The sequence below is a fragment of the Streptomyces sp. NPDC088794 genome, assembly GCF_044750545.1.
GTDB lineage: Bacteria > Actinomycetota > Actinomycetes > Streptomycetales > Streptomycetaceae > Streptomyces.
Genome location: NZ_JBIVKB010000010.1, coordinates 292,382 through 315,484, shown reverse-complemented (window position 1 = coordinate 315,484; position 23,103 = coordinate 292,382). Strand labels below are relative to the sequence as shown.

Annotated in this window: 16 protein-coding genes and 1 pseudogene; 8 read left to right on the top strand and 9 right to left on the bottom strand. The window is 73.5% G+C overall.

The features are described 5' to 3' along the window. Nucleotides 1-11: 11 nt before the first annotated feature. On the bottom strand, nucleotides 12-1,550 hold the full coding sequence (locus ACIP6U_RS27605) for a gamma-aminobutyraldehyde dehydrogenase (protein ID WP_401722962.1): 1,539 nt from the start codon (nucleotides 1,548-1,550) through the stop codon (nucleotides 12-14). A gap of 210 nt (nucleotides 1,551-1,760) precedes the next feature. Here ACIP6U_RS27605 and ACIP6U_RS27600 point away from each other — a divergent pair, with 210 nt between their 5' ends. Beyond that, a complete protein-coding gene (locus ACIP6U_RS27600; RefSeq protein ID WP_401722961.1) occupies nucleotides 1,761-2,357 on the top strand; it encodes an NADAR family protein in 597 nt (198 codons plus the stop codon). Nucleotides 2,358-2,388: 31 nt separating this feature from the next. On the opposite strand, the gene ACIP6U_RS27595 is transcribed toward ACIP6U_RS27600, so the two are convergent. Next, a complete protein-coding gene (locus tag ACIP6U_RS27595; RefSeq protein ID WP_401722959.1) occupies nucleotides 2,389-3,195 on the bottom strand; it encodes a DUF4190 domain-containing protein in 807 nt (268 codons plus the stop codon). 188 nt (nucleotides 3,196-3,383) lie between these two features. On the opposite strand from ACIP6U_RS27595, the gene ACIP6U_RS27590 reads away from it, so the two are divergent. Both ACIP6U_RS27590 and ACIP6U_RS27585 read left to right on the top strand, forming a co-directional pair. Then, nucleotides 3,384-4,445, top strand: coding sequence for an adenosine deaminase (locus tag ACIP6U_RS27590; protein ID WP_401722957.1), 1,062 nt, complete (start codon nucleotides 3,384-3,386; stop codon nucleotides 4,443-4,445). Between the two features lie 26 nt (nucleotides 4,446-4,471). Next, the gene (locus tag ACIP6U_RS27585; protein ID WP_401722954.1) at nucleotides 4,472-5,182 is read left to right on the top strand and encodes a glycerophosphodiester phosphodiesterase; all 711 of its coding nucleotides are present in this window, start codon (nucleotides 4,472-4,474) and stop codon (nucleotides 5,180-5,182) included. Between the two features lie 18 nt (nucleotides 5,183-5,200). On the opposite strand, the gene ACIP6U_RS27580 is transcribed toward ACIP6U_RS27585, so the two are convergent. Continuing rightward, complete coding sequence (locus ACIP6U_RS27580) at nucleotides 5,201-6,874, bottom strand: RNA polymerase sigma factor (protein WP_401722952.1); 1,674 nt, start codon at nucleotides 6,872-6,874, stop codon at nucleotides 5,201-5,203. A 339-nt stretch (nucleotides 6,875-7,213) separates the two neighbouring features. Here ACIP6U_RS27580 and ACIP6U_RS27575 point away from each other — a divergent pair. Then, nucleotides 7,214-8,379 (top strand): annotated as a pseudogene (locus ACIP6U_RS27575) (serine hydrolase domain-containing protein). Here the strand turns inward: ACIP6U_RS27575 and ACIP6U_RS27570 are convergent. The 5 genes from ACIP6U_RS27570 to ACIP6U_RS27550 all read right to left on the bottom strand — a co-directional run bounded on the left by ACIP6U_RS27570 (nucleotide 8,372) and on the right by ACIP6U_RS27550 (nucleotide 11,006). Continuing rightward, the gene (locus ACIP6U_RS27570) at nucleotides 8,372-8,893 is read right to left on the bottom strand and encodes a hypothetical protein (RefSeq protein ID WP_401722950.1); all 522 of its coding nucleotides are present in this window, start codon (nucleotides 8,891-8,893) and stop codon (nucleotides 8,372-8,374) included. The pseudogene ACIP6U_RS27575 and the gene ACIP6U_RS27570 overlap by 8 nt on opposite strands. 53 nt (nucleotides 8,894-8,946) lie before the next feature. Next, nucleotides 8,947-9,444: a hypothetical protein gene (locus ACIP6U_RS27565; RefSeq protein WP_401722948.1), complete on the bottom strand. Its 498-nt coding sequence runs from the start codon at nucleotides 9,442-9,444 to the stop codon at nucleotides 8,947-8,949. After that, nucleotides 9,428-9,919: an RNA polymerase sigma factor gene (locus tag ACIP6U_RS27560; RefSeq protein ID WP_123997401.1), complete on the bottom strand. Its 492-nt coding sequence runs from the start codon at nucleotides 9,917-9,919 to the stop codon at nucleotides 9,428-9,430. The genes ACIP6U_RS27565 and ACIP6U_RS27560 overlap by 17 nt, the downstream gene beginning before the upstream one ends. 122 nt (nucleotides 9,920-10,041) lie before the next feature. Then, nucleotides 10,042-10,656, bottom strand: coding sequence for a class F sortase (locus ACIP6U_RS27555; RefSeq protein ID WP_401722945.1), 615 nt, complete (start codon nucleotides 10,654-10,656; stop codon nucleotides 10,042-10,044). After that, the gene (locus ACIP6U_RS27550) at nucleotides 10,653-11,006 is read right to left on the bottom strand and encodes a sortase-dependent protein (protein WP_401722942.1); all 354 of its coding nucleotides are present in this window, start codon (nucleotides 11,004-11,006) and stop codon (nucleotides 10,653-10,655) included. The genes ACIP6U_RS27555 and ACIP6U_RS27550 overlap by 4 nt, the downstream gene beginning before the upstream one ends. A 240-nt stretch (nucleotides 11,007-11,246) precedes the next feature. Between ACIP6U_RS27550 and ACIP6U_RS27545 the strand changes: the two genes are divergently transcribed. Continuing rightward, nucleotides 11,247-16,403 (top strand): hypothetical protein, encoded by a 5,157-nt coding sequence (locus tag ACIP6U_RS27545; protein WP_401722940.1) that lies wholly within the window; start codon nucleotides 11,247-11,249, stop codon nucleotides 16,401-16,403. Between the two features lie 24 nt (nucleotides 16,404-16,427). Here ACIP6U_RS27545 and ACIP6U_RS27540 read toward each other — a convergent pair whose 3' ends face one another. Beyond that, nucleotides 16,428-19,202, bottom strand: coding sequence for an AAA family ATPase (locus ACIP6U_RS27540; protein ID WP_401722937.1), 2,775 nt, complete (start codon nucleotides 19,200-19,202; stop codon nucleotides 16,428-16,430). Nucleotides 19,203-19,471: 269 nt separating this feature from the next. On the opposite strand from ACIP6U_RS27540, the gene ACIP6U_RS27535 reads away from it, so the two are divergent. The 3 genes from ACIP6U_RS27535 to ACIP6U_RS27525 all read left to right on the top strand — a co-directional run bounded on the left by ACIP6U_RS27535 (nucleotide 19,472) and on the right by ACIP6U_RS27525 (nucleotide 23,101). Then, entirely contained in the window at nucleotides 19,472-20,134 is a 663-nt protein-coding gene (locus tag ACIP6U_RS27535) for a response regulator transcription factor (protein WP_280880068.1), read from the top strand. Between the two features lie 151 nt (nucleotides 20,135-20,285). Further along, entirely contained in the window at nucleotides 20,286-20,972 is a 687-nt protein-coding gene (locus ACIP6U_RS27530; protein ID WP_401722935.1) for a DUF4255 domain-containing protein, read from the top strand. A 50-nt stretch (nucleotides 20,973-21,022) separates the two neighbouring features. Continuing rightward, nucleotides 21,023-23,101 carry an ATP-binding protein gene (locus ACIP6U_RS27525; RefSeq protein ID WP_401723119.1) on the top strand — a complete coding sequence of 693 codons (2,079 nt, stop codon included), beginning with the start codon at nucleotides 21,023-21,025 and terminating at the stop codon, nucleotides 23,099-23,101. Nucleotides 23,102-23,103: the final 2 nt, after the last annotated feature.

Below are 23,103 nucleotides of genomic sequence, written 5' to 3'. Positions count from 1 at the left end.
CCGGAATCGAACTACAGCCGGTCCCCGAAGATGGTGCGGTGCCAGTCCTTCCTGGCCACCGCCGTGTTGTCGAACATCACGTGCTTGATCTGGGTGTACTCCTCGAAGGAGTACGCCGACATGTCCTTGCCGAAGCCGGATGCCTTGTATCCGCCGTGCGGCATCTCGCTGATGATCGGGATGTGATCGTTGATCCACACGCAGCCCGCCTTGATGTCGCGGGTGGCGCGGTTGGTGCGGTAGACGTCGCGGCTCCACGCGGAGGCGGCGAGTCCGTACGGGGTGTCGTTGGCGAGCGCGATGCCCTCGTCGTCGGTGTCGAAGGGCAGGACCACCAGGACCGGGCCGAAGATCTCGGACTGGACGACCTCGCTGTCCTGGGCCGCGTCGGCGATCAGGGTGGGCCGGTAGTAGGCGCCCTTCTCCAGTTCTCCGCCGGGGGCCTCGCCGCCGGTCACCACGCGCGCGTAGGCACGCGCCCGGTCGACGAAACCGGCGACGCGGTCGCGCTGGACGTGCGAGATGAGCGGGCCGAGGTCGGTGCCTCCGGCGAAGGGGTCGCCGAGCCGGACGGTCTCCATCAAGGCGGCCGTCCGCTCGACGAACGCCTCGTAGAGCGGGCGCTGCACGTACGCGCGCGTGGCGGCGGTGCAGTCCTGGCCGGTGTTGATGAGCGCGCCCGCGACCGCGCCGTTGGCGGCGGCCTCCAGGTCGGCGTCGTCGAACACGACGAAGGGCGCCTTGCCGCCGAGCTCCAGGTGGAGGCGCTTGACGGTGGCGGTGGCGATCTCGGCGACGCGCTTGCCGACGGCGGTGGAGCCGGTGAAGGACGTCATCACCACGTCGGGGTGGCCGACCAGGTGCTCGCCCGCCTCCCTGCCCGTGCCGGTGATGATGTTGACGACTCCGTCCGGGATGCCGGCGTCGGTGACGGCCTGCGCGAACAGCAGTGAGGTCAGCGGGGTCAGCTCGGCCGGCTTGAGGACGATCGTGTTGCCCGCGGCGATCGCCGGGAGGATCTTCCAGGCGGCCATCTGGAGGGGGTAGTTCCAGGGCGCGATGGAGCCGACGACACCGATGGGCTCACGGCGGACGTACGAGGTGTGGTCGCCGGAGTACTCGCCGGCGGACTGCCCCTGGAGGTGCCGTGCGGCGCCGGCGAAGAAGGAGGTGTTGTCGATCGTCCCCGGCACGTCGAACTCGCGGGTCAGCTTCAGCGGCTTGCCGCACTGGAGGGACTCGGCGCGGGCGAAGTCCTCGGCACGGTCGGCGAGCACGGAGGACAGCCGGTGCAGGGCGTCGGAGCGGTCGCCGGGGGTGGCGGCGGACCAGGCGGGGAACGCCTCGCGGGCGGCGGCGACGGCCGCGTCCACGTCCTCGGGTCCGGCCAGCTCGTAGGTGAGGACCTCCTCGCCGGTCGACGGGTCGACGACCGTGTGCGTACGGCCGGAGGTGCCCTTGGTCAGGCGGCCGGCGATGTACTGGGCGCCGTCCGCGAAGCGGTCCTGCGCCGGGAATCGGTCCGGGGTGGCATTGCCCGGCTTGTGCATGTCGCTCTCCTCCGCCGGAGCCCCTCGGTCGCGGGGGCGGGTGGCGTAGCTCCAGCTCGATTTGAGTGCCGATCCTGACAGAGCAAAGGGCGTCCAACAAGTGATTCCGTTGTTGCCTTTTGGTTACGCGACGGAATCTGTCGACCAGGTGTCGAGTGACCACGGGAAAGGACGGACGGAATGTCAGTGGTGGCTGCCAGACTCGCGTGCATGGGACGGATCACGGGGACGATCGATTCACAGGAAACGCTGGTCAAGGCGGTCCGCGCGGGCGCGAAGATCAAGTACCTGCATTTCTGGGGGCACCGGCCGCGGGCGGACGGTCAGGTCGGTTCGAGCTGTCTGAGCCAGTGGTGGCCGGCGCCGTTCACGGTGGACGGGGTGGAGTACGGCACCGCCGAGCACTGGATGATGGCGCGGAAAGCGCAGCTGTTCGGGGACGCGGAGGCGGAGCGGCGCGTCCTGGACGCGGGGCATCCCTCGCTCGCCAAGAAGGCGGGGCGGCTGGTGCGCGGCTTCGACCAGGCGATATGGGAGCGGGAGCGCTTCGGGATCGTGGTCGAGGGCAGCGTCCACAAGTTCGCGGCGCACGCGGATCTGCGGGAGTACCTGCTGACGACGGGCACGCGCGTACTGGTCGAGGCGAGCCCCGTGGACCGGGTGTGGGGCATCGGCCTCGCGGCGGACGACCCGGCCGCGGAGGATCCGCAGCGGTGGCGGGGGCCGAACCTGCTGGGGTTCGCCCTGATGGAGGCGCGGGAGCGGCTGCGGGGTGCGGGTGGCGAGGGTGACGGGGACGGTGAGTGACGCGGACCGGGAGTAGCGGGACGGGGGCGGCTCAGCCCTGGGCCAGCAGGGGGGCCGAGATGCCCGGGGCCGAGTCGTAGTAGGAGCCGTCGTCGGTGCTGCCGCTGTCGTCGTCGTTCACGGCGATCACGATTCCGACGATCACCAGGGCGATCGTGGCGAGACCGAGGACGATCCCGATGATGCCGGTGATGAGGCCGGACTGCGCCTGGCCGCGGTTGGTGGCCTCGCCGCGTTCGGCTCGCCGCTTGCCCTTGACGGCGAAGACCACGGCGAGGACGCCGAGGATGACGGAGAGGATGCCGTACACGCAGAACAGGCAGCAGGACAGGATGCCCAGCACCATGGCGGCGGTGCCCATGCCGTTCTGCGGGGGCGGCTGCATACCGGGCCAGCCGTAGCCCTGCGGGTAGGCGGGATAGCCGTAGCCGCCGGGGCCCTGCGGCCCGCTCGGGGCGAACGGCGGGGGCGGCACGGCGGAGTCGGACCAGCCGGGCGGGGGCGTGCCGGGAGCGCCGTAGGTGGGGGCGCCGAAACCGGGGGTCGTCTGACCGGGTGTGCCGGTGCCCTGGCCGGGCGGGGCGAAGCCGTCGGACGGCAGGGCCGCCATCGTGGCCTGGTCGTGCACGGACGGCGGCTGCGGGTACGCCGGGGGCGGCGGATACGCGGACGGCGGGGCCGCCTGGGGCGGCTCGCCGGGTCCGGGCCGAGCGCCCTTGTCCAGCGACGTCTTCTCCTCGGGCGGCGGCGCCCACGGGTCGCGTTCCGCGCCCGCTCCCCCGCCGGACTGTGTCCCGTCCACCACGTTCCCGTCCCCCTCGATCGATCGCCACGCCATGGTAAAGCCTCAGCCTGAACGGCTGACCGCCCGGTTCGCCGCCCGGCCGGCCGCTGTCTCCCCCGCCCCCACCCACCGCACCCAGCACCCCGCCCCGGCCTACGATGATCCCTGAACCACCGATCAGCCGATCACCCGCGTCCCGCGAGGCCGAGCCGCCCAGGGGCGCCGTTCCGGGGAGGAACCCCTTGACCGACCACCTCGACGCTTCCGCCGCCCCGCGTGAGCTGCACGCCTTCATCGCCGGGCTGCCCAAGGCCGAACTGCACGTGCATCACGTCGGCTCCGCCTCCCCGCGCATCGTCTCGGAACTGGCCGCACGGCACCCCGACTCCCAGGTGCCCACCGACGCCGAGGCGCTCGTCGACTACTTCACCTTCACGGACTTCGCGCACTTCATCGACGTGTACCTGTCCGTCGTGGATCTGATCCGGACCCCGGAGGACGTGCGGCTGCTGACCTACGAGGTGGCGCGCGAGCTGGCCCGGCAGCAGGTGCGGTACGCCGAGCTGACCATCACCCCGTACTCCTCGACCCGCCGCGGGATCGACGCACGCGCCTTCATGGACGCGATCGAGGACGCGCGCAAGGCGGCCGAGGCCGAGTTCGGGACCGTACTGCGGTGGTGCTTCGACATTCCCGGCGAGGCCGGCCTGGAGGCCGCGGAGGAGACCGTGCGGCTGGCCACCGACGACCGGCTGCGCCCGGAGGGCCTGGTGTCGTTCGGGCTCGGCGGGCCCGAGATCGGCGTACCGCGGCCGCAGTTCAAGCCCTACTTCGACCGGGCGATCGCCGCCGGGCTGCGGTCGGTGCCGCACGCCGGCGAGACGACCGGACCGGAGACGGTGTGGGACGCGCTGACGTATCTGCGCGCGGAGCGCATCGGGCACGGGACGAGTTCGGCCCAGGACCCGAAGCTGCTGGAGCACCTGGCCCAGGAGCGGATCGCGCTGGAGGTGTGCCCGACCTCCAACATCGCCACGCGCGCGGTCCGCACCCTCGACGAGCACCCGATCAAGGAGTTCGTGCGGGCTGGAGTCGTCGTCACGATCAACTCCGACGACCCGCCGATGTTCGGCACGGACCTCAACAACGAGTACGCGGTCGCCGCCCGGCTGCTCGACCTCGACGAGCGGGGCCTCGCGGAGCTGGCCAAGAACGCGGTCGACGTCTCCTTCCTCGACCCGGCCGGCCAGGCACGGATCCGTGCGGAGATCGACACCTTCACCACGGCGTGGCTCGCCCCCTGAGTCACGGAGTCACCACAATGGGGTCCATGCAGAAGGTGACCGCAGTCGCCCATCGCGGCGACCCCTACCGCGTCCGTGAGAACACCACCGACTCACTGCGTTCCGCGTTCCGACAGGGCGCGGACGCGGTCGAGTTCGACGTACGGCTGACGAGGGACGACGTCCCCGTGCTGCTGCACGACGACACATTGAAGAGGCTGTGGGAGCACGACCGGCCCCTCCGGTCGCTCTCGGCCGACGAGGTGCGCGGGCTCACGGACGGCGGGGTGCCGACCCTCGCGGAGGCGCTGGCCGCGACCGAGGGCCGCCGGGTCATGGTCGACCTGCCCGGCGATCCGGGGCTGCCCGCCGTGCGGCGCATCATGGACGTCGTGCGCGACAGCGGCGCGGCGGACCGCGCGTACTACACCGCGGACGCCCCCGCGATGCTCGCCGTCCGGGCCGCCGACCCGGCCGCCGAGATCGCGCTGACCTGGAAGTCGCTGGCGCCCCCGCGGCCCGCGCTGCTGGACGCGGTGCGTCCGCGCTGGCTCAACTACCGCTTCGCGCTGGTCGACCGGGACCTCGCGACCTACGTCCACCGCTCCGGCTACCTGCTCTCCGTCTGGACCCCCGACACCCGCCGCTCCATGCGCCGCCTGCTCGACCTCGGCGTCGACTCCATCACCACCAACCGCGTCGACGTCCTGCACGCCCTGCGTGACGGCGACAGCGACAGTGACGTCAACGGCGGCTGAGACACCCGCGGTTGACGGCTAGAGGCGCGAGCGCTGCGCCACCGTCGCCGGGTCCGCCGGGGTCGCGCGGGTGGCGTACTGCGGTACGGGGGTGTCGTCCTTGCCGGTGTCGCGGACCAGTCCGTAGCGGGTCGCGCCCTGGGCGGGGCCGGTGGTGACGTCCTTCTCGACCGCGTCCCAGGTGGTCGGGAAGACGTTCAGGCCGTAGTCGGCGCCGCGTTCGTTCACGGTGAGGGTGACGGCGCCGTCGACGTAGAAGTACTCGTTCTGCCACATCTGCTGCGTGCCGGTGGGCAGGACCGCGAAGCCGGTGGCCGAACTGCCCATGCCGGTGGCGGAGTTGTCGGTGGTACTGGCCCGGTCGTCCATGCGCCTGCCGCCGCCCGAGGCGACGTGGAAGAGCTTGCCCGTCAGGCCGGTCCAGCTCGGCATGACCACGCTGCCGGCCCGGTACTGCGGCGAGATCTGCCAGCGGACCAGGACATAGCCCCGGCCTGTGAGGGTCACCGCGTCCCCGCGGTGGTTCATGGTGGCGTGCGCTCCGCCGGTGCTGGTGACGCCGGATCCGGGGCGGTGCGGGAGGGCGGCGGGCGCGGTGTCGGGGTCCGGGGCCCGGTCGACGGCGTCCACGACACTGCCGTACACCGCGGTCGCCTTCTTCGTGGGTGTCGCGGACGGGGAGAGGGACGGTGACGACGAGGGCGAGGCGGTGGGCGACGGGGAGCGGGAGGTCTGGGCCGTGGGGGTGGTCGCCGCGCGCGGGGGCGGGGTGTCGGCCGGTCGCGTCACCACGTACGCGCCGCCCGCGACGAAGGTCGCGCTCGCCGTCACGGCGACGGCGGGCTTGGTGAGCGCGCCGAGCAGCTTGGCGGACCAGCCGGCCGACCCGGCGGCCGCCGCCGTCTTGCCGCCGAGGGCCAGGAACACGGTGAAGCCGACGGGGAGCGGGACGAGCGCGATGCCGACGAGCAGGCGTTCGGCGGGTACGACGGACTCGCGCGTGTCCGAGCAGTAGGCGCAGCCCCTGATGTGCCGGGCCAGGCGCTTGCGCCAGACCGAGTCGGGCCGGCCGGTCCAGCGGCCGGTCAGCTCCCGCAGCTCCGGGCAGGCGCCGTCCAGCGCCCGCACGATGCCGCGCGCGGTCTCCAGGCGCTCCTTCATCCGCTGGACGCGCACGGCCGCGTGCTGCCGGCTGATGCCGACGGCCGCCGCCAGCTCGCGCCGGGTCACCTCCCCCGCGACCTCCAGCCACCACAGCGACAGCAACTGCCGGTCCTCGTCGTCCAGCCAGCGCACCGCCTCGGCGACCTCGCGCCGCTGGCCCTCCAACTGGAGCCGCAGCACGGTGAGTTCGGCGAAGTCGGTGGCCTCACGGGCGGCCGACTCGTCCAGCTTCTCCGTGGACCTGCGCCGGGCCCGGTCCCGTATCTGCCGCATGGCGATGGCCATCAGCCAGGACCGGAAGCTGTCCGGGTCGCGCAGGGAGCCGAGGTTGTCGACGGCGCGCAGCATGGTCTCCTGGACGACGTCGTCGACGTCCGCGTGGCCGTTCAGGGCGCGGCCGACGACGTTGTAGACCAACGGCAGCCAGCCCGCCACCAGTTCGTCCAGCGCCTGCCGGTCGCCGTCCTGCGCCGCCGCGATGGTGGAACGCCACTGCCGCCCGTCCACGTCCGTCCTCTCCAAGGTCATCCGCCCTCCGACCGCACCTTCTCAGCCGCGCCCTTGGTGGTGACTCCCGGGGTGTGGGGCCGGCAGGTGCGAGAGGAGACGCGGTGGGGGCGGGCGGGATAACACTTTTTGCCCACCGGAGTCGCCCACCCGAGTCGCCCACCCGAGTCGCCCGCCGGAGTCGCCCGCCGGGGTCATCGCCCGTAGGGGACATCCCTCACAACGCCCTTGATACGTAAGGGAGTTGCTCGGGGTTCGGTCAGGGTCCGGCACCCTCCTCGCCGACGATCCGCGCGGCGGCGCCCGCGACAGAGGCTGATCGACGACAGCGACCGCCACCGCAGCCCTCTGGAGCAGCCGATGCGTGCCCGTACCCCCGTTCTCGCCGTCTCTGTCGTCCTCGCCCTGGCAGCGGCGGGCCCGTTGGCGGCGCCCGCCTCGGCCGTGCCGGCCTCGACCGCGTCCGGCAGCCTGGCCACCGTCACTAGCACCACCACCGCCCCGGACGCCGAAGCCCTGCGCGCCGCGATCGCCGGGTTGCCGGACGCGGACGCGACGGCGGCCCTGGTGCGTGTCGGGGGCAGCGACGGGAAGTGGCGGGGCAGCGCGGGCGTGCACGATCTGGCGAGCGGACGGGCGGCGGACCCGGACGCCCGCTTCCGGGCCGGTTCGACGACGAAGGTGGTCACCGCGGCCGCCGTGCTGAAGCTGGCCGCACAGGGCCGGATCGACCTGGGCACGCCCGTGCAGCACTACCTCCCCGGGCTGCTGACCTCGCGCTTCAAGCCGATCACCGTACGGCAGTTGCTGAACCACACCAGCGGCATCCAGCCCGGTGACGGGTGGGGCGACTTCGAGTCCCAGTACGCGCACCGCTTCGACACGCTCACCCCGCGGCAGGTGGTGGCGTCGGCGGTGGCGAAGGGTCCGGCGTTCCGGCCGGCCGGAAGCAGCAGTACCTCAACATCAACTACACGGTCCTCGGGCTGCTGATCGAGAAGGTGACGGGACGCTCGTACGCCGACGAGGCGACCCGGCTCGTGCTGCGGCCCGCCGGGATGCGGGACACGTACTTCCCCGGGACCGATCCCCGGATCCGCGGCCCGCACAACCACGGCTACCAGGCGGTCCAACGGGACGACGGGACGACGGAGTTCGTCGACGTCACCGACTGGAACCAGGCGGACCGGTTCGCGGCCGGGGACATGATCTCCACGACGGCGGATCTGGAACGGCTGGTCACCGCGCTCTTCCGGGGGCGGATCGTGTCCGGGCCGCAGCTGCGGGAGATGTTCACCGTCCCGGCGGGGATCAAGGACGCCAGTTACAGCGCCGGGCTCCAGCGGTTCGTGCTCGACGGGCGGGTGTACTGGGTCAAGTCGGGCTCCCGGTACGGCTACAGCGCGGTGATCGCCGCGACCCGCGATCTGAGCCGGACCCTCGTCTACTCCGTCAACGCGACGGACGCGAAGGGCGAGGAGATGAACGCCGTGGCGCAGCGGATCGCGCTGGCCGCGCTCAAGTAGCCAGTGCCGGGGCGTGGTTCGGGGTGAGGGCCTCAAGCCGCTTGATCTTCTGGCGTACGACGTACAGCGGGACGATCCCGATGACGCCGAAGGACATGTCGATCACCGTCCACCAGAAGGGGATCCCGCGGATCGGCCCGCAGATCAGGGCCAGCGGGATGATTCCGGCGCAGGCGATCATCGCGAACTCGACGACCCAGATGTTGCGGACGGGGTCTCGGTAGGGGCCGTAGAAGGCGACCGCGATGACGAGATGGGCGAACGCCAGCCAGTCCGTGCCGTAGAGGACGAAGGGGTACTCGGCGTCGGCGGTGTCGAGGCCGCGGCGGACGTGCTCGATCCACTCCATGAGCGCGGGCAGGTGCTGCGGCACGGACAGGGAGCGCAGGACGTCCTCGGTCCAGCGCAGTTCGTGGACCAGCGGGAAGGCCGTGGCGCCGCTGAGCACCAGACAGACGACGAAGAGGACCAACCAGGCGCGGATGCCCTTGAGCAGGGCGGCTCTGTCGCTCATGACGGCAGCGTACGCCCGTAGTTGAACATGTTCAAAACTGTTGGCGAGTGGTGTCAGCCACGTGGTGCGGCGGCGGTGCGGCGCGACGACGGTGCCACGGAGGCCGTGTCCCGTGCGTCCGTCGGCGCCGTCGACGGCACCGAGGTGGCGGACGTCGTGGCGCGCTGGCTGGGCGTGGTGCTGGACGGCATCCGGCTGGGCACGGGCGTGGGCGTCGCGGACGTGGGGGCCTGCGTCCGGTCGGGGCCGGTCGTCGGATCTGCCGGCGGGCCGTGCGACGGGCTGCTCGCCGGGGGCGGGGCCTGCGGCAGGACCGGGGCGGACGGGGAGTCCGTGGCGGTCAGCCGCAGGGGCAGCACGACGAGGGCGGCGACACCGCAGGTCAGGGCGGCGCCGACGGCCGCCTTGTACAGCTTGCGGCGGGCCGCGCCGCGGCGGATCGCCTCGTAACGGCCGGTGGGCGGCCCGAGGTATTCGGTGGACGGGCGCAGCAGGACGGTGAGTTCGTCCTCGGGGTCGAAGTCCGGGCCGTCGTCAGAGTGTGTGATCAAGGCTTCTCCTCAGATGCGCGCGGAGCAGTTCGCGGGCCGCGTGGAGGTCGGCCTTGACGGTTCCTTCCTTGCGTCCGGTCAGCACGGACACCTCCCGGATCGGCATGTCAGCGTAGTAGTGCAGCAGGATCGGCACGCGCAGCCGTTCGGGCAGGGACTGGACCAGGAGCCGTACCGACGGGTCCTCCTGTTCCGGCTGGGGGCGCACGGCCGCCTCGTCGGTGGCGCGGCGCACGGCCCGGCGCTCGCGCTCCAGTTTGCGCCAGTGGTCCCGGACCAGGTTGGCCGCGGTGACGTAGAGGAATCCGCGCGGCTCCGACACGGTCGTCCAGCGCGCCCACAGCCTGGTGAACGCCTCCGAGGCGATCTCGTGGGCCGTCTCGTCGTCGTCGACGAGCCGGCGGCACCAGCCGGCGAGGCGCGGATAGAGGGCGGCGAACAGCTCGGACGCGGCCTTCTCACTGGACCGTTTCAACGTTCTCTGTGTTCTCCATGTGGGGGGTGGTGGCGTTCGCGTTCGCAGGGGAAGAGCCCGGACCGTCGGCTCGGGTTCCGACGGTCCGGGATCCGGGACGGTGTGGAGCGAGCGGCGGTCGGCTACCCGGTCAGCGTCGCGAAGACGATGACGTTGTCCTGGTAGCCGTCACCGGTACGGGGTCCGCCGCACGTGATGAGCCGCAGCTCCGGCCGGTCCACGTCTCCGTACACCTCGTCCGTCGGGAAGTCGGCCTTGGCGACCGTCCGCACGGCCGTGACGGCGAACACCGCGGACCTGCCGTTCTCCAGGCGCGCCACGACCTTGTCGCCCCGGTTCAGCTCCCCCAGATGACGGAAGACCCCGTCCCCGTAGGAGCCGACCGTGACATGGCCGAGGATCACCGAGGGGCCGGTCTGGCCCGGCGTCGGTGAGTGCCGGTACCAGCCCGCCCGGTCGTGCGCGGCGATCGGCGGCACCTCGACGGTGCCGTCGGCCGCCAGCCCCAGCCGCATGACCGACGTGTCGACCCCGATGGCCGGGATCTTCAGGCCGACCGGGACCGAACGCGCCATCGCCGCCGCTGACTTGGCGGGCGGCGGGACGGAGGTCCCGGACGACACCGATGCCGGTGGTGGGCTCGCGGAGCTTCCGGTCGTGGTGCCGGGGCCGCCGCAGGCGACGAGCAGCGAGGCCAGCGCCGCCCCGGCGAGGGCGCGCCTGGAGAGGGGGCTCATACCCCGTTCGCCCGGCGGCGGCGGACGAGGAGGACCCCGCCGCCCAGGACGACCGCCGCGGCGGCGCCCCCGCCGACCAGCGTGCCTGTGCCGGAACCGGAGGAGGGCGTGACCTCACCGGTGTTCGGCGCCCCGCTGGGCCGGACGGAGACCTGGGCGTCGGACGGCGCGCGGGTCGGCTCGGCGCTGGTGGCGGGGCTCGGGGCGGCGGACGGCGCCCGGGTCGGCTCGGCGGACGTCGCCTGGCTCGGGACGGGCGACGGGGACGTGTCGTCGGCGAACGCGGGCACCGCACCCGCCAGGACGGCGGCGCAGGCGAGTGCCATGGCACTGAGGCCGGTTCGACGCATGAATCGCTCTCTTTCATCGGTGGGCGGTCGGTCGACCGTCGGGCGAAGGCCCATGAGCGGTCGGCTGACGGATCGAGCGGAGAGACGAGGCAGCCGGCGGGCGGGTTGTAAAGGGCTGGCAAAGCCGTAGATGACCTTGCGGTGTACGGGAGTTGGCAGGCCGGTTGAGCGTGAGCGGCGACTGGGCGGGAAGTGGGCGGAGCGATCTCCGGCCGCCACGGCGCTGGTTACGTTGAGGCCGTGCGGACACCTCAGCAGTCAGGGAACGGCAGGACCGGCGACTCCCAGCAGACGCCCCCGGCACCCCGCACCACCCGGCCGCCCGCGTCCCCCGCGCACCCCCTGCTCGGCGTCCAGAACTCCGCGGGGAACAGGGCCGCCACCCGGGCCGTGCGCCGCAACCGCGCCGGAGCTCCCCGTCCCGCGCTGCCGGGCGTGGACGAACGCCCGGAGACCGGGCTCGAACTGCCCTCCTACCTACTGCACTTGCAGGCGGCCGGCCTCTCCACGGCCTACGGCCCGACCGGGCACGAGTTCGTGCGGCACGCGGTGGCCGCGGTCGTCGGACGCGGTGACGGCGCCGTCGGTGACCTCGCCGCCGAACTGGCCGGGCGGCCGGAGAGCTTCTTCGGGCAGGGCCGGGCCTTCGCCGTCCAGGGCCGCACCGGCAAGGAGTGGTACGACGTGACGGTCGCCGTCCGCCGCGCTCCCGACGACCGGCCGCCCGCCTTCCAGCCCCCCGAACGCGTGGCCGACGCGGGCCTGGAGACGGGCGAGGCGGAGCTGGAGGACGCCGAGGGCAGGGACACCAAGGTCGACGTCCAGCACAACAGCGGTGCCACGGTGAGCAGTACGGCCGGGAGTTCGTCGAGCAAGGGCGTCGGCGGCATGGGCTTCGGGCTCGCGCCGGTCGTACCCGGTCTCTTCCTCGGCGGCGCCGCCACCGGCAACGTGCAGCCCTGGCAGTCCTCCCGGGAGTCCCGCCGGCAGAAGAACGTGGCCGAGCCGCGCGTCCTGCGCAGCGACAAGGGCTCGGTCGAGGTGACCCGCAAGGTCCTCTACGACGTACGGATCCAGCAGCACGGCAGCGAGGACGCGCGGTCCTTCCAGGGCGCGGGCACGCTCACCCAGCGCGTGCCCACCGAGCATCTGGTGCCGGTCGGCACGAGCGATCCCGGCACCCCCGCGCCCTTGCACGCGGATCCCGTACGGGCCGCCGCGCTCGCCGGCTCGGTCTCGCGGGCCGACTCGCTGGCGCCCGTTGCCGTCGTCGAGACCGGTGCCCCGCAGCGCGGCGGGGGCGGGCTCTTCGACGCGGTCGCCTCCGTGCTGCACCCCTCGATCACCGCGTCCGGCGCGCCCGGCCGGGCCCGGCTGCAGGAGGCGACCGCGACGGCGACCGTCCTGGAGGACCTGCCCCGACTGCTGCGGGACGGGGTGGTCGGCGAGGACCTCCAGTCCAAGGACGGGAAGACGGCGGGCAGTTACCACCTGCGGGCCGTGCCCAGCGGCCTCTCGCCCGCGTGGGGCACCGGCAAGACGCAACTGCGCACCCACCAGCAGGGCCAGGACACGGTCGCGGAGAGCGCGGGCAAGGGGCGGGCGATCTCGGGCGGTGTGGGCCCGGCGATCGGCGTCGGTCTGTCCGGCAGCGCGGCGGTCGTGCGGGCCACGGCCATGCCGGTCGCGGGTGCCCGCAAGGCGCGCTTCACGGCGACCGAGCAGACCGTCTCCAGTCGGCAGGGCGCGGAGGTCCGGGGCGAGAAGGCGCTCTACGTCGGGACGGTGACCCTCAGCGCGGAGGGTACGGGTCCGCGGTCGGCCGAGATGATCCTGCACCCCGAACGCCGGGTCGCCACGCACTCGATGAAGGTGTGGATGAGCCTGCGGGCCGACGAGGCGCAGGCGCTCGGGCTGCCGCTGCCCCCGGGGATGGCGGCCGGTGAGTTCGTCGAGAAGCCGAAGCGGACCGACGAGCACGGCGACGAGGTGGACGTCGAACGCCATCTCCCCTACGGCGGCCAGGGATCCAACGTCGCGCTCAGCCGGATCGACACCGGGCCCATGGTGCGGGCGGTGCGCGAGATGTTCGCCACCGATCCCCGGCTGGCGGGCTATCTCCCCGCGTTCGGCACCAACCCGCCCGGCGTGCACACCAGCAACGAGGAGGCGGAGGTCCAGCGGCGCAACTACCGCGAGCTGATGACCGCCCTCTCGGAGACCAACCTCCGTGTCAACAAGGACCAGTTGCTGTCCACCGGCCTCACGGTCCGGCTGCGCCGGAAGACGACCATGCACGCCCACGACGTCCAGCTGCGGGTCAAGGGCGATCTGGGCGACACCACCTACCAGGGCGACGTCAAGGACTGGCTGGTGCGGGCGCACTCCGGGGTCACCAGCACCTCACAGAGCGGGCGCAGCAGTTCGCGCTCGATCGGCGGTCTGGTGCTCGGCCAGGCCCGGTTGATACCCGGCGTGCTGACCGGCGCGGCCCGCTACGAGCGGCACAGCACCGGCAGCCGGCGCAACCAAGCCGGTCCCACCGGTCGTTCGGACATCGTGGCCAACGGCTCCGAGTCGGCCAGTGCCTTCGCGGCGCCGCTGCGCCTGGACGTGGACGTCACCATGACGTCCCGGCCGCGCAAGCTGGCCCGGACCGTCACCCCCGGCTCTCCGGGCCAGAACGGTCCGGAATCCAGGCAGTTGGGCGGGCTGCATCTGCCGGAGCAAGACGTACGGCTGCTCACGCCGACCGAGTTCACGCTGGACGAGGAGGGCAAGGAGCGGCTCGACGCCGTGGTCGAGGCGCGCAGGGCTCAGCCGTCCGGGCCCGACCACGACTTCGCCGCCGAGGGCATCGGAGATCTGGCCGCGGTGACCCCGAGGCCGTCCGCCGGACGGGCGCTGCGGGACTGGCAGCTGGTCGAGACCCTCGACGGGGAGCCCGTGCGGGCCCTGGCCTACGAGCTGTTGGCCCGGGCCGCCGCCCGCGACAAGGGACTGCGCAGGGACACCGCGCTGGAGGCGGAGGGGCTCGCGCCCCGGCAGGCGCTGGAGGAGCGGTTCGGTGAGCGGTCGATCCAAGGGGCGCTGCGCCAGGCCGCGTCCTCGGGCTGGGTGGTGAAGAACCTCCGCTATCCGCGCCGGCTCGCGGCCCTCAACGGCGCGGTCGGCACCCGGATCGCCCTCGCCAACCCGAAGTTCCTGCACACGGGTTCGGGACCGGGCACGGAGACCTTCGTGCTGGGCGGGCACCAGTCGGCCGGGCAGGTCGGCCAGGGCACCAGCAGCACGGTGCAGATCGGCGCGACCGTCTCGGAGAACGGCCCCGAGTGGCGCACCGGCCAGGGCCTGTCGTCGTTCCGCACCTCGGGCGAGGGCGACACCCGGGCCACCGCCGTGTCCGGCACGGTCGAGCGCAACACCCACACGCCGAAGAAGGCTCCGCTGTACCTGGTCCAGTGCGATGTGCTGCTGAACATGGTCGCGGAGGTCAAGGTGACCGGCGGTGGCCCGTACGTGGCCAAGGGCGCGCGGACGCTGCCGGGGGCGGCGGGCGTGTGGCTGACGGAGGCGCAGTTGCCGCCGCGGATACGGCGGGAGTTGGGGCTGGACGCGGAGACGCCGGCCGCGAAGACCGCCACCACCGCTTCATCCCGGGTACAGGGCGAGAGTCCGGCGGAGAGTTCGCGGATGGCGCAGGAGCGGGCCGGCCGGGAACAGGCGGTCACGGACGCGTCCGGCTCGGCAGGGGCATCCGGGGCGTCCCGTTCCGCGCGGGCCACCGGTCCGACCCTCGGCGCCGACGCTGCGCTCGGCTTCGGCACGATCGAGGATCTGCCGGACTTCGTACCGCTGTTGACCCGGCTGCGGGCGAACCTCGCGACCTCCGGTCAACAGGCCGTCGCCGACGCCGTGTTGCCCCGGCAGCAGACCAAGGACCGCAACGACAACGTGCAGCGGCTGCTGCGCGTGCTGGACCGGGACGGCTCGGCCGGGCTGCTGTCGAGCGCCATGGACGGCGGGGTCACCGTCGAACTGCTCGACGGCCGCAGGACGCCGTACTGGGCGGTGTTCAAGATCAGCCGCAGCGGGCCCGGCACGTACGAGGGTGACGTGGACGACGGCCGGGACATGGAGTACATCACCTCGGCCGTCTCCCAGAGCGCCGCCTCCCACGACGAGGGCGCGACGACCGGCGTCGAGGGCATCGTCGCGGGATCCGGCAAACCCGAGGGCGGGGTGGGCCAGTTGAAGAGCACGGGTGGCTCGGTGGGGCTCGGCCACGCGTCGAGCGACGCGCGCCGCACCGGCGGTGCGGGCCGGGGGCAACTCGGCATGAAGACGGTCGCGGAGGCGGGCGCGGCGCCGTCGGCGAAGATGCGCGTGCCGATCCGGGCGAGCCTCGAACTGTACAAGGGCGACCGGCGGTTGGGGCTCGCCCAGCTGGCCGGGAGGAATCTGTCGCTGACCCATCGCGTCCTGAAGAACGACCTGGCGGCGCTGAGCCGGGTGGTCGCCCCCGTGGCCGACGCACGGCCGGCCGCCGGGCGAGCCGCCGGGGCGACGGCCGGGCGGGCCCCGGGCGGGCTCGGTGCCTGGCGTGCGGGCGGGGTGCGGTTGCCGATGGAGGCGCAGGTCAACGGGTTCCAAGGGGTCACGCAGGTACGGCAGTTGCTGGACTCTGCGGTGCGGCAGGCGGGCGGTGGGGGCCGGTTCCGGGACAAGGGGCAGGCCGCCGCATACGCGCTGAACGAGGCGGTCTCCACCGAGTGGATGATCGCCGCGCTGCCGCTGCTCACCTCCGCGGGGGCCGAGTTGCCGCCGGTGCACGCGTCCGGCGTGGAGGGGCAGGATCTGCGGGCCTCACTGCACGCGCGGTTGCGGCAGGGGCGGGTGCTGGGCGTCGGCGACAAGATGACCTTCGAGACGGTGGGCCAGAGCCACCTGGACGCGCCGCGCCCGACCCAGTCGGACGGCCAGAGCTCCACCGACCGGAGCCGGGCGGCCCGGCCGATGGGGGGTGCGGGGCTGCTCAACGCGGACGAGTTCCGGCTCAACCAGCTGATGGGCAACACGGGCGGTTCGGGCGGCGCGGCGGACGCCACGGCGAACCAGGCGGGCTCGATGCCGCTGCACAAGCCGAAGATGAGGTCGGTCCTGGTCCAGTTCACCCTGGACGTCCGGGTGGTGGCCCACCTGACCAACCGCGTCCGCACCGGCCGCACCGAGACGGTGGAAAGCGAGACGACCCTCGCCCGCCCGGTGGTGATCCGCATGCCGGAACCGCTGGTCCGCCGGATGCTGCGGGCGGAGGGCGCCAAGCTCCAGGACCCGGACGACCATCTGGGGCTCGGCGCGACGGTGGCCCCACCGCCTCCGCCGTCCGGCAGCTAGGGCTCCGAGCACCGTACGCGAGCCCTAGTCGGCCCCCAGCGCCTGCGGCAGCTCTCCCCGTCTCCGTATCCCCAACTTCTTGTACGTGCTGGTGAGATGGGTCTCCACGGTGCGGCGGGCCAGGTGGAGGAGGTCGGCTATCTCCGTGTTCGTGCGGCCCTGGGCGGCGAGTTGGGCGATGCGGCGTTCGCTGCCCGTGAGGGAGCGGGAGCCGGTGCGGACCAGGGACGGGCGGCGGGCGCCGCCCTCGCGCAGGGCCTCCTCGGCGAGGGCGCGCAGCCGCAACGCGCCCAGGCGTTCGGCGCGTTCGGCCGCCTCGCGCAGACACTCGCGGGCCCGGGCGCCCTCGGCGGCGGTCAGTTGCCGGCCCTGGGCGAGGAGGGCCGCGACCAGCTCCGGCTCGGCCGTGGCCGGCGCCGTGCGCAGCAACCGTACGGACTCCTCGGCCAGTTCGAGGCCGCGGCGGCCGCCGGTGACCGTGCCGAGGGTGCGCAGGGCGCGGCCCACCGTGCGGGGTGTGCCCCACTCGCGGGCCAGCCGCAGCTCCTCCTCGGCCAGCGCGAGCGCCTCGCGGGGGTCGCCGAGCGCGTGCCGGCACTCGGCGGCGGCCGAGCGCCACGGCGTGACCACCGGGCTGACCACGTCGCGTGCCGACTGCCGGCGCCCGCACTCCAGGAAGTCGTGCAGCGCCGCCGCCGGATCGCCCGCGGCGGCCCGCTGGAGTCCGCGCGCGTAGAGGAACCGGTTCAACTCCCAGGAGTCCGGCGCCTCCCGCAGGTCGAAGCCGTCCGCGAGCCGCCGTGCCTCGACCGTGCGGCCGGTCTCCACGAGCGCGATCAGGGTGTGCGCGTGCACGTTGGCGGGGCCGTCGTGCAGCCGGACGGGCGGCTCGACCGGGAGGTCCGCCCACTCGCCGCGCACCGCCGCGATGTCCGCGCGGGTGTTGAGCAGCGCCTGGTGCATGGGGTGCAGCATCCCGGGCCGCTGACCGGCGAGGCCGCGCTCCACGAGCCGCTCCGCCTCGTCGAGTTCGTCGGCCCACTGGGCGACGGCGGCCGCCGTGCCCAGCAGGAAGGGCTCGGTCAGCGGGTCGGCCGGCTCGGCGAGCAGGTCCCGTACCTGGCGCATGGCGTCGGCTGCGGAGGTGAGTCCGGCGGTGGCCGCGTACCGGACGAGCAGGGCGCGGGTGGCCGGGCCGACCAACTCCGGTGCGCGCCGGGCGCGTTCGCACAGTCCCCGGTACACCTCGCGGCGGACGGTCTGGTCCTGTTCGGAGAGGAGGGCGGAGGCGCTCTGCAGGATGCCCGCCAGGTCGGGGCGGCCGACGAGTTGCTCGTCCAGTCCGTGCAGCACCTCCACCGCGGCCCGGGCCCGGCCGCGCCCGGCGAGCGCGGTGCCCAGGGCCATGGCGGCACGCACCCTGTCCTGCGGCTGACCCGGCAGTCCGAGCGCCTCGGTGAGCCGGGATATCCCGGCCGAGGAACCGCGGCCCGCGCACTCCAGGGAGCCCAGTTCGGTCAGCAGCCGCTGCCGGCGTTCGTCGGGCAGCGTCTCGTCCAGGGCCCGGCGCAGGTACTCCACGGCGTCGTCGGGGCGGCCGTCCCGCACGGCGAGCGCGCCGGCGTCCTGGAGCACACCCGGCGCCCAGGAGGTGCCCACCCGGTCGGAGACCAGCAGTTGGCGGGCGACCGCCTCGGTAGGGGCGCCCCGGTGCAGCATCGCCTCGGCGGCGGCCCGGTGCGCGGCACGCCTCCGGGTCATGTGCACGCCGGTGAGCACCGCGTCCCGCAGCAGCGGATGGGCGTAGCGGGGGCGTCCGTCGGCGTCCGGGCGCAGCAGACCGAGCCCGGTCATCGCGGTCAGCCAGCCCGCCACCCGCGCGGGGTCGGCGCCCGCCAACTCGGCCAGCAGTCCGCCGAGTCGACCGGCAGGCTCGAGGTCCCAGGCGCCGGCCGGCGCGTGGTCCCAGCCCTCGTCGAGGGCGGCGAGGGCCCGCGCCACCTCGGCGGTGCCCGGCCCGGCGCTGTCCAGCCACCACGACACGGCCGCCGAGTACTCGCCGGGGTAGAGGGCGGCGGTCGTCTCGGGCACGGTCGAGGGGCCGCCGGGGGCGCCCAGGTCGTCGAGCAGGGCACGCAGCAGCAGCGGGCTGCCGGCGCCGGCCCGCACGCAGTCGGCCACCCAGGAGGGGCGGGCCGAGGGGAACTCCGCGCGCACCACGAAGGCCGCCCGGTCCGGGGTGAGCGGGGCGAGGGTGTGGGTGTGCACGAGGGCCGGCGAGAGGGTGTGGGTCAGGCCAGGTGTGGGCACGTCGATGTCGTACTGGCTGCGTTCGGTGACGGCCAGCAGGACGGGCTGCCTTAATCGGCCCACGTGCCGGGCGATCTCCACCAGCCAGCGGTGGGAGGGGGCGTCGGCGAGGTGGATGTCGTCCACCGCGAGCAGCAGGGGGGACTCGTCGACGTAGGAACGCAGGGCGCGGCTCAGCAGCGCGGCCCGGTCGCGTTCGCTCGCCGCGGGGCCGATCTCGTCGAATTCGGGTACGGGGCCCAGCAGTTGGAGCACGGTGGCGAAGGGTGCGGTGGTGTCGCCCGGGGAGCAGCGGGCGCGCAGCACGCGCATGCCGTGGGCGGTGGCGTCCGCGGCGGCGGCCTCCAGGACGGTGGTGCGGCCGGTGCCGGTGGCGCCGCGCAGCAGCACCAGGCTCCCGGTGCCGGCCCGGGCGCGGGCCGCCGCGTCCGCCAACAGCGCGGCGGCTTCCCGATGTTCGCGCGGTCGCTCATGGTGCGCCTGGGACATCCCTGCCTCCTTGCTCGGACGTGCCGTGTTCCGCTGTCGAGGACGACCGCGGAGGCCGATGGGTGACGTGACAAGTCCCACGGTGGCCGGAACCCGTCCTCGGGGAACCGGGCGGTCCACCTCCGTCGTGGTACCCGTACCGCCGATCTCGTGGTGCTGCTCGTGGTGCTCCACGATTGCCGCCGCCCCACCCGCCACACGAGTGTGAGGAGCACACACCTGTCACCGCCCGCACAGAGATGACATGTACGTGGACATGGGGGAAACGCTTGCTCAGCTCATCGCGGACCACACGCTCCGGTACGGCGGACGTGCCCGAGCGGATACCCGTGGCGGTGCACGCGCCCGACCCGATCCTGCGCGAAGGGGCGACCGGCCAGCTGCGCCGGTACCCGGAGATCGAACTGCGCGAGGAGTCGGGCCCCGGCACGGTGGCCCTGCTCGTGGGCGACGTGCTGGACGAGGCCACGCTGACCCGATTGCGCCGTCTGGTGCGCAGCGAGGGCGCGCGGGCGGTGCTCGTGGTGAGTTCGCTGCGGGAGACCGAGCTGCTCGACGTGATCGAGTGCGGGGTCGGCGCCATCGTGTGGCGGCACGAGGCGACGGCGACCCGCCTCGTACAGGCCGTGATCGCGGCCGCGCGCGGCGACGGGGACCTGCCGGCGGATCTGCTGGGCCGGCTCATCAACCAGGTCGGGACACTGCACCGCAGTGCGGCGGGCCGGACCGGCGCACCCTCCTCGGGGCTGACGCCGCGTGAGGTGGATGTGCTGCGGTTGGTCGCCGAGGGACTGGACACCGGAGAGATCGCCGCCAAGCTGTCCTACTCCGAACGCACCGTCAAGAATGTGATGCACGGGCTGACGACCCGACTGCATCTGCGCAATCGGGCGCACGCCGTGGCCCATGCCCTTCGGGAAGGTTACATCTGACCGCAAGGGCAGCCGGGGCCGCCCCCTCGGACAGGACGTTCTGCCCCGCCGCCGTCCCCTGCGTGCCTGCGGGGGCGGGGCCGGCCGGGGGCAGGATCGGAGAGCGGCAGGTCAGGCACGCGGTTGGGCACGGCAGGGCGGGAGCACGACGGTGATCCACGAAGTGGACGAGGTCCTCAAGGAGCTGCTCGGCGGCGGCGCGCTGGCGGGTTCCGGGATCGACGTCGCCCTCGACGCGCCGACCCGCGACTGGGCCGCCCGCCGCAACGCGCCCACGATCAACGCCTACTTGTACGACATCCGTGAGGACGTCAATCGCCGTCAGCGCGGGCACACGCCGGTGCGCGACGAGCGCGACGTGATCGTGAAACGGCGTCAACCGCCGCGCTGGTTCCGGCTGTCGTACCTGGTCACGGCGTGGACGAAGCAGCCGCAGGACGAACACCGGCTGCTGTCCGCCGTGTTGGCCACGCTGATCCCGCGCGAGCTGATCGCCCCCGAGGAACTCCCCGGCTCGCTCGGCGCGTTGGGCCTCACGGTCGGCCTGTCGGTGGCCGGCATCCAGACCGAGGCGCGCTCGCTGGCCGAGATCTGGTCCGCGCTGGGCGGCGAACTCAAGCCGTCCCTCGACCTGGTGGTCACCGCCCCCTTCCCGGCCTACCCCGAGTACGACGCGGGCCCGCCCGTCACGGAGGGCGCCGCGGTCCGCGTCCGCACCATGGACGAGGAGCACCCGGTCACCGAGGAACGCGCCCACCGCCCGGTCCAGGTGGCCGCCGCCCGCGACGCCCGCACGACGGCACGGTTCGACAAGGACCAGGAGACGGACCGCAGTTGACGACGCAGACCCCGCGCGGTGCGGCGCCCGACACCGAGACGTACGCGGAAGTGCCGCACGCCCCGGAGCCGTACGCGGAAGGGCCGCACGAACCGGCGGCTCAGTCCGTCTCCGGCAGCGCCGCCGCGCTCGTCGCCCGGCTCGACGTCCTGCGCGACCGTGTGGCCGTGCTGGTCGAGATCCGCTCCGCCGACGACCCCACCGCCGGCGACCCGCTGCGCGGCCTGTACCTGTCGGAGGAGGCGGTACGGCACCTGCTGGAGCCGGTGGAACCGGTCCGGGAGACCTTCGCCGACGCCCACCTCCGGGCCGAGTCCGCCGCCCCGCAGGACCGTCTCGTCGCCCTCGCCCGGCGCCTGGCCCTGACCGAACTGGACGCGGCGCTGCTGCTCATCGCGCTCGCGCCCGACCTGGACCGCACTTTCGAGCCGCTGTACGGCTATCTGAACGACGACGTCAGCCGGCGTCGGGCCACGGTCGCGCTGGCGCTCGACCTGCTCGGCGTGCCCGTGCACTCGGCCGGCGCCCGGGCGCGGTTCCACGCCGATGCCCCCTTGTCGACGCTCGGGTTGCTCACCGTGGAGGAGCCCGAGCGTCCTTTCCTCAGCCGGTCGCTGCGGGTGCCCGACCGGCTCGTGGCGCACCTGCTCGGCGACGACACCCCGGACGCGACACTCACCGGCCACCTGCACCCGCTGCCGGCGCCGCCTCCGTCGTACGACACGGACGACGCGTACGAGGGTCAGGACCCGTTCCAGGACAGTGAGTTCGCCCCCTTCGCGCACCGGCTGGCCGTTCATCTCGCCGCCGGTCCCCCGCTCGCCGTCTACCTGCGTGAGCGGCGTGAGGGCGAGGGGCTCGCCTGTGTCGCCGCCGCCCTGCACACCGCGGGCGTGCCGGCGCTGCGCTTCTCGGGTCCCGAGGACCGCGTACCCGACCTGGTGCGGGAGGCCCGGCTGAGCGGGCGGGCGATCGTCGTCTCCGGGCTGCCGGACCAACCGGCGGGCCTGATGCGGGAGTTGACGGCCGTCACCGACGTACCCGTGCTGGTCACCGGGGCCCGCCCGTACGACCCCCAGTGGTGCGCGCACGACCCGCTCGTGCTGGACGTGCCCGCGCAGCAGGCGGAGGCGGTACGCACCTGGTCGGCCGCCCTCGGCGAGGAGCCCGGCTTCGATCTGGCCGCCGTCGTCGCCCCGTACCACCTCTCCGGCGACCGCATCGCACGTGCCGCACAGGCCGCCCGTCAGCTCGCCCGCTTCGACGGCACCCCGCTCTCCCCCGCCCATCTGCGCCTGGGCGCCCGGCAGCAGTCCGCGTCAGGACTGGAACAGCACGCCCGCCGTATCCACCCCGCGGTCGACTGGCAGGACCTCGTGCTGCCCGACCGTCCGCTCACCCAGCTGCGCGAACTCGCCCTGCGCGCCCGGCATCGCGACCGGGTCCTCGGCGACTGGCGGCTCAGCGCGGGCGGCGGCAGAGGCCGGGGCGTGCTCGGGCTGTTCGCGGGCGAGTCCGGCACCGGCAAGACGCTGTCGGCGGAGGTGGTCGCCGCCGAACTCGGCCTCGACCTCTATGTCGTCCAACTCTCGTCCGTGGTCGACAAATACGTCGGCGAGACCGAGAAGAACCTGGAGCGCATCTTCTCCGAGGCCGACCGCACCGACGCCGTGCTCCTCTTCGACGAGGCCGACGCCGTGTTCGGCAAGCGCTCCGAGGTGAAGGACTCGCACGACCGGTACGCCAACATGGAGAGCGCCTATCTGCTCCAGCGGCTCGAGTCCTTCCACGGCATCGCCCTGCTCACCACCAACCTGCGGGCCAACATCGACGAGGCGTTCACCCGACGCCTTGACCTGGTGGTCGACTTCCCGTTCCCGGACCGCCACCAGCGGCTCGCCCTGTGGCGGCAGAGCCTGTCCCACGTGCCGTGTGCCGGCGAGGTCGAAATCGGGCCCGTGGCCGCCGACTTCGAGCTGGCCGGCGGCTCCATCCGCAGCGCGGTGGTGACCGCCGCGTATCTCGCCGCGGCCCGCGACGACCTCGTCACCGGGACGGACCTCCTGGAGGGCGCCCGCCGCGAGTACCGCAAGGCGGGCCGGCTGGTGCCGGGCGAAGGGGCCTGGTAGCG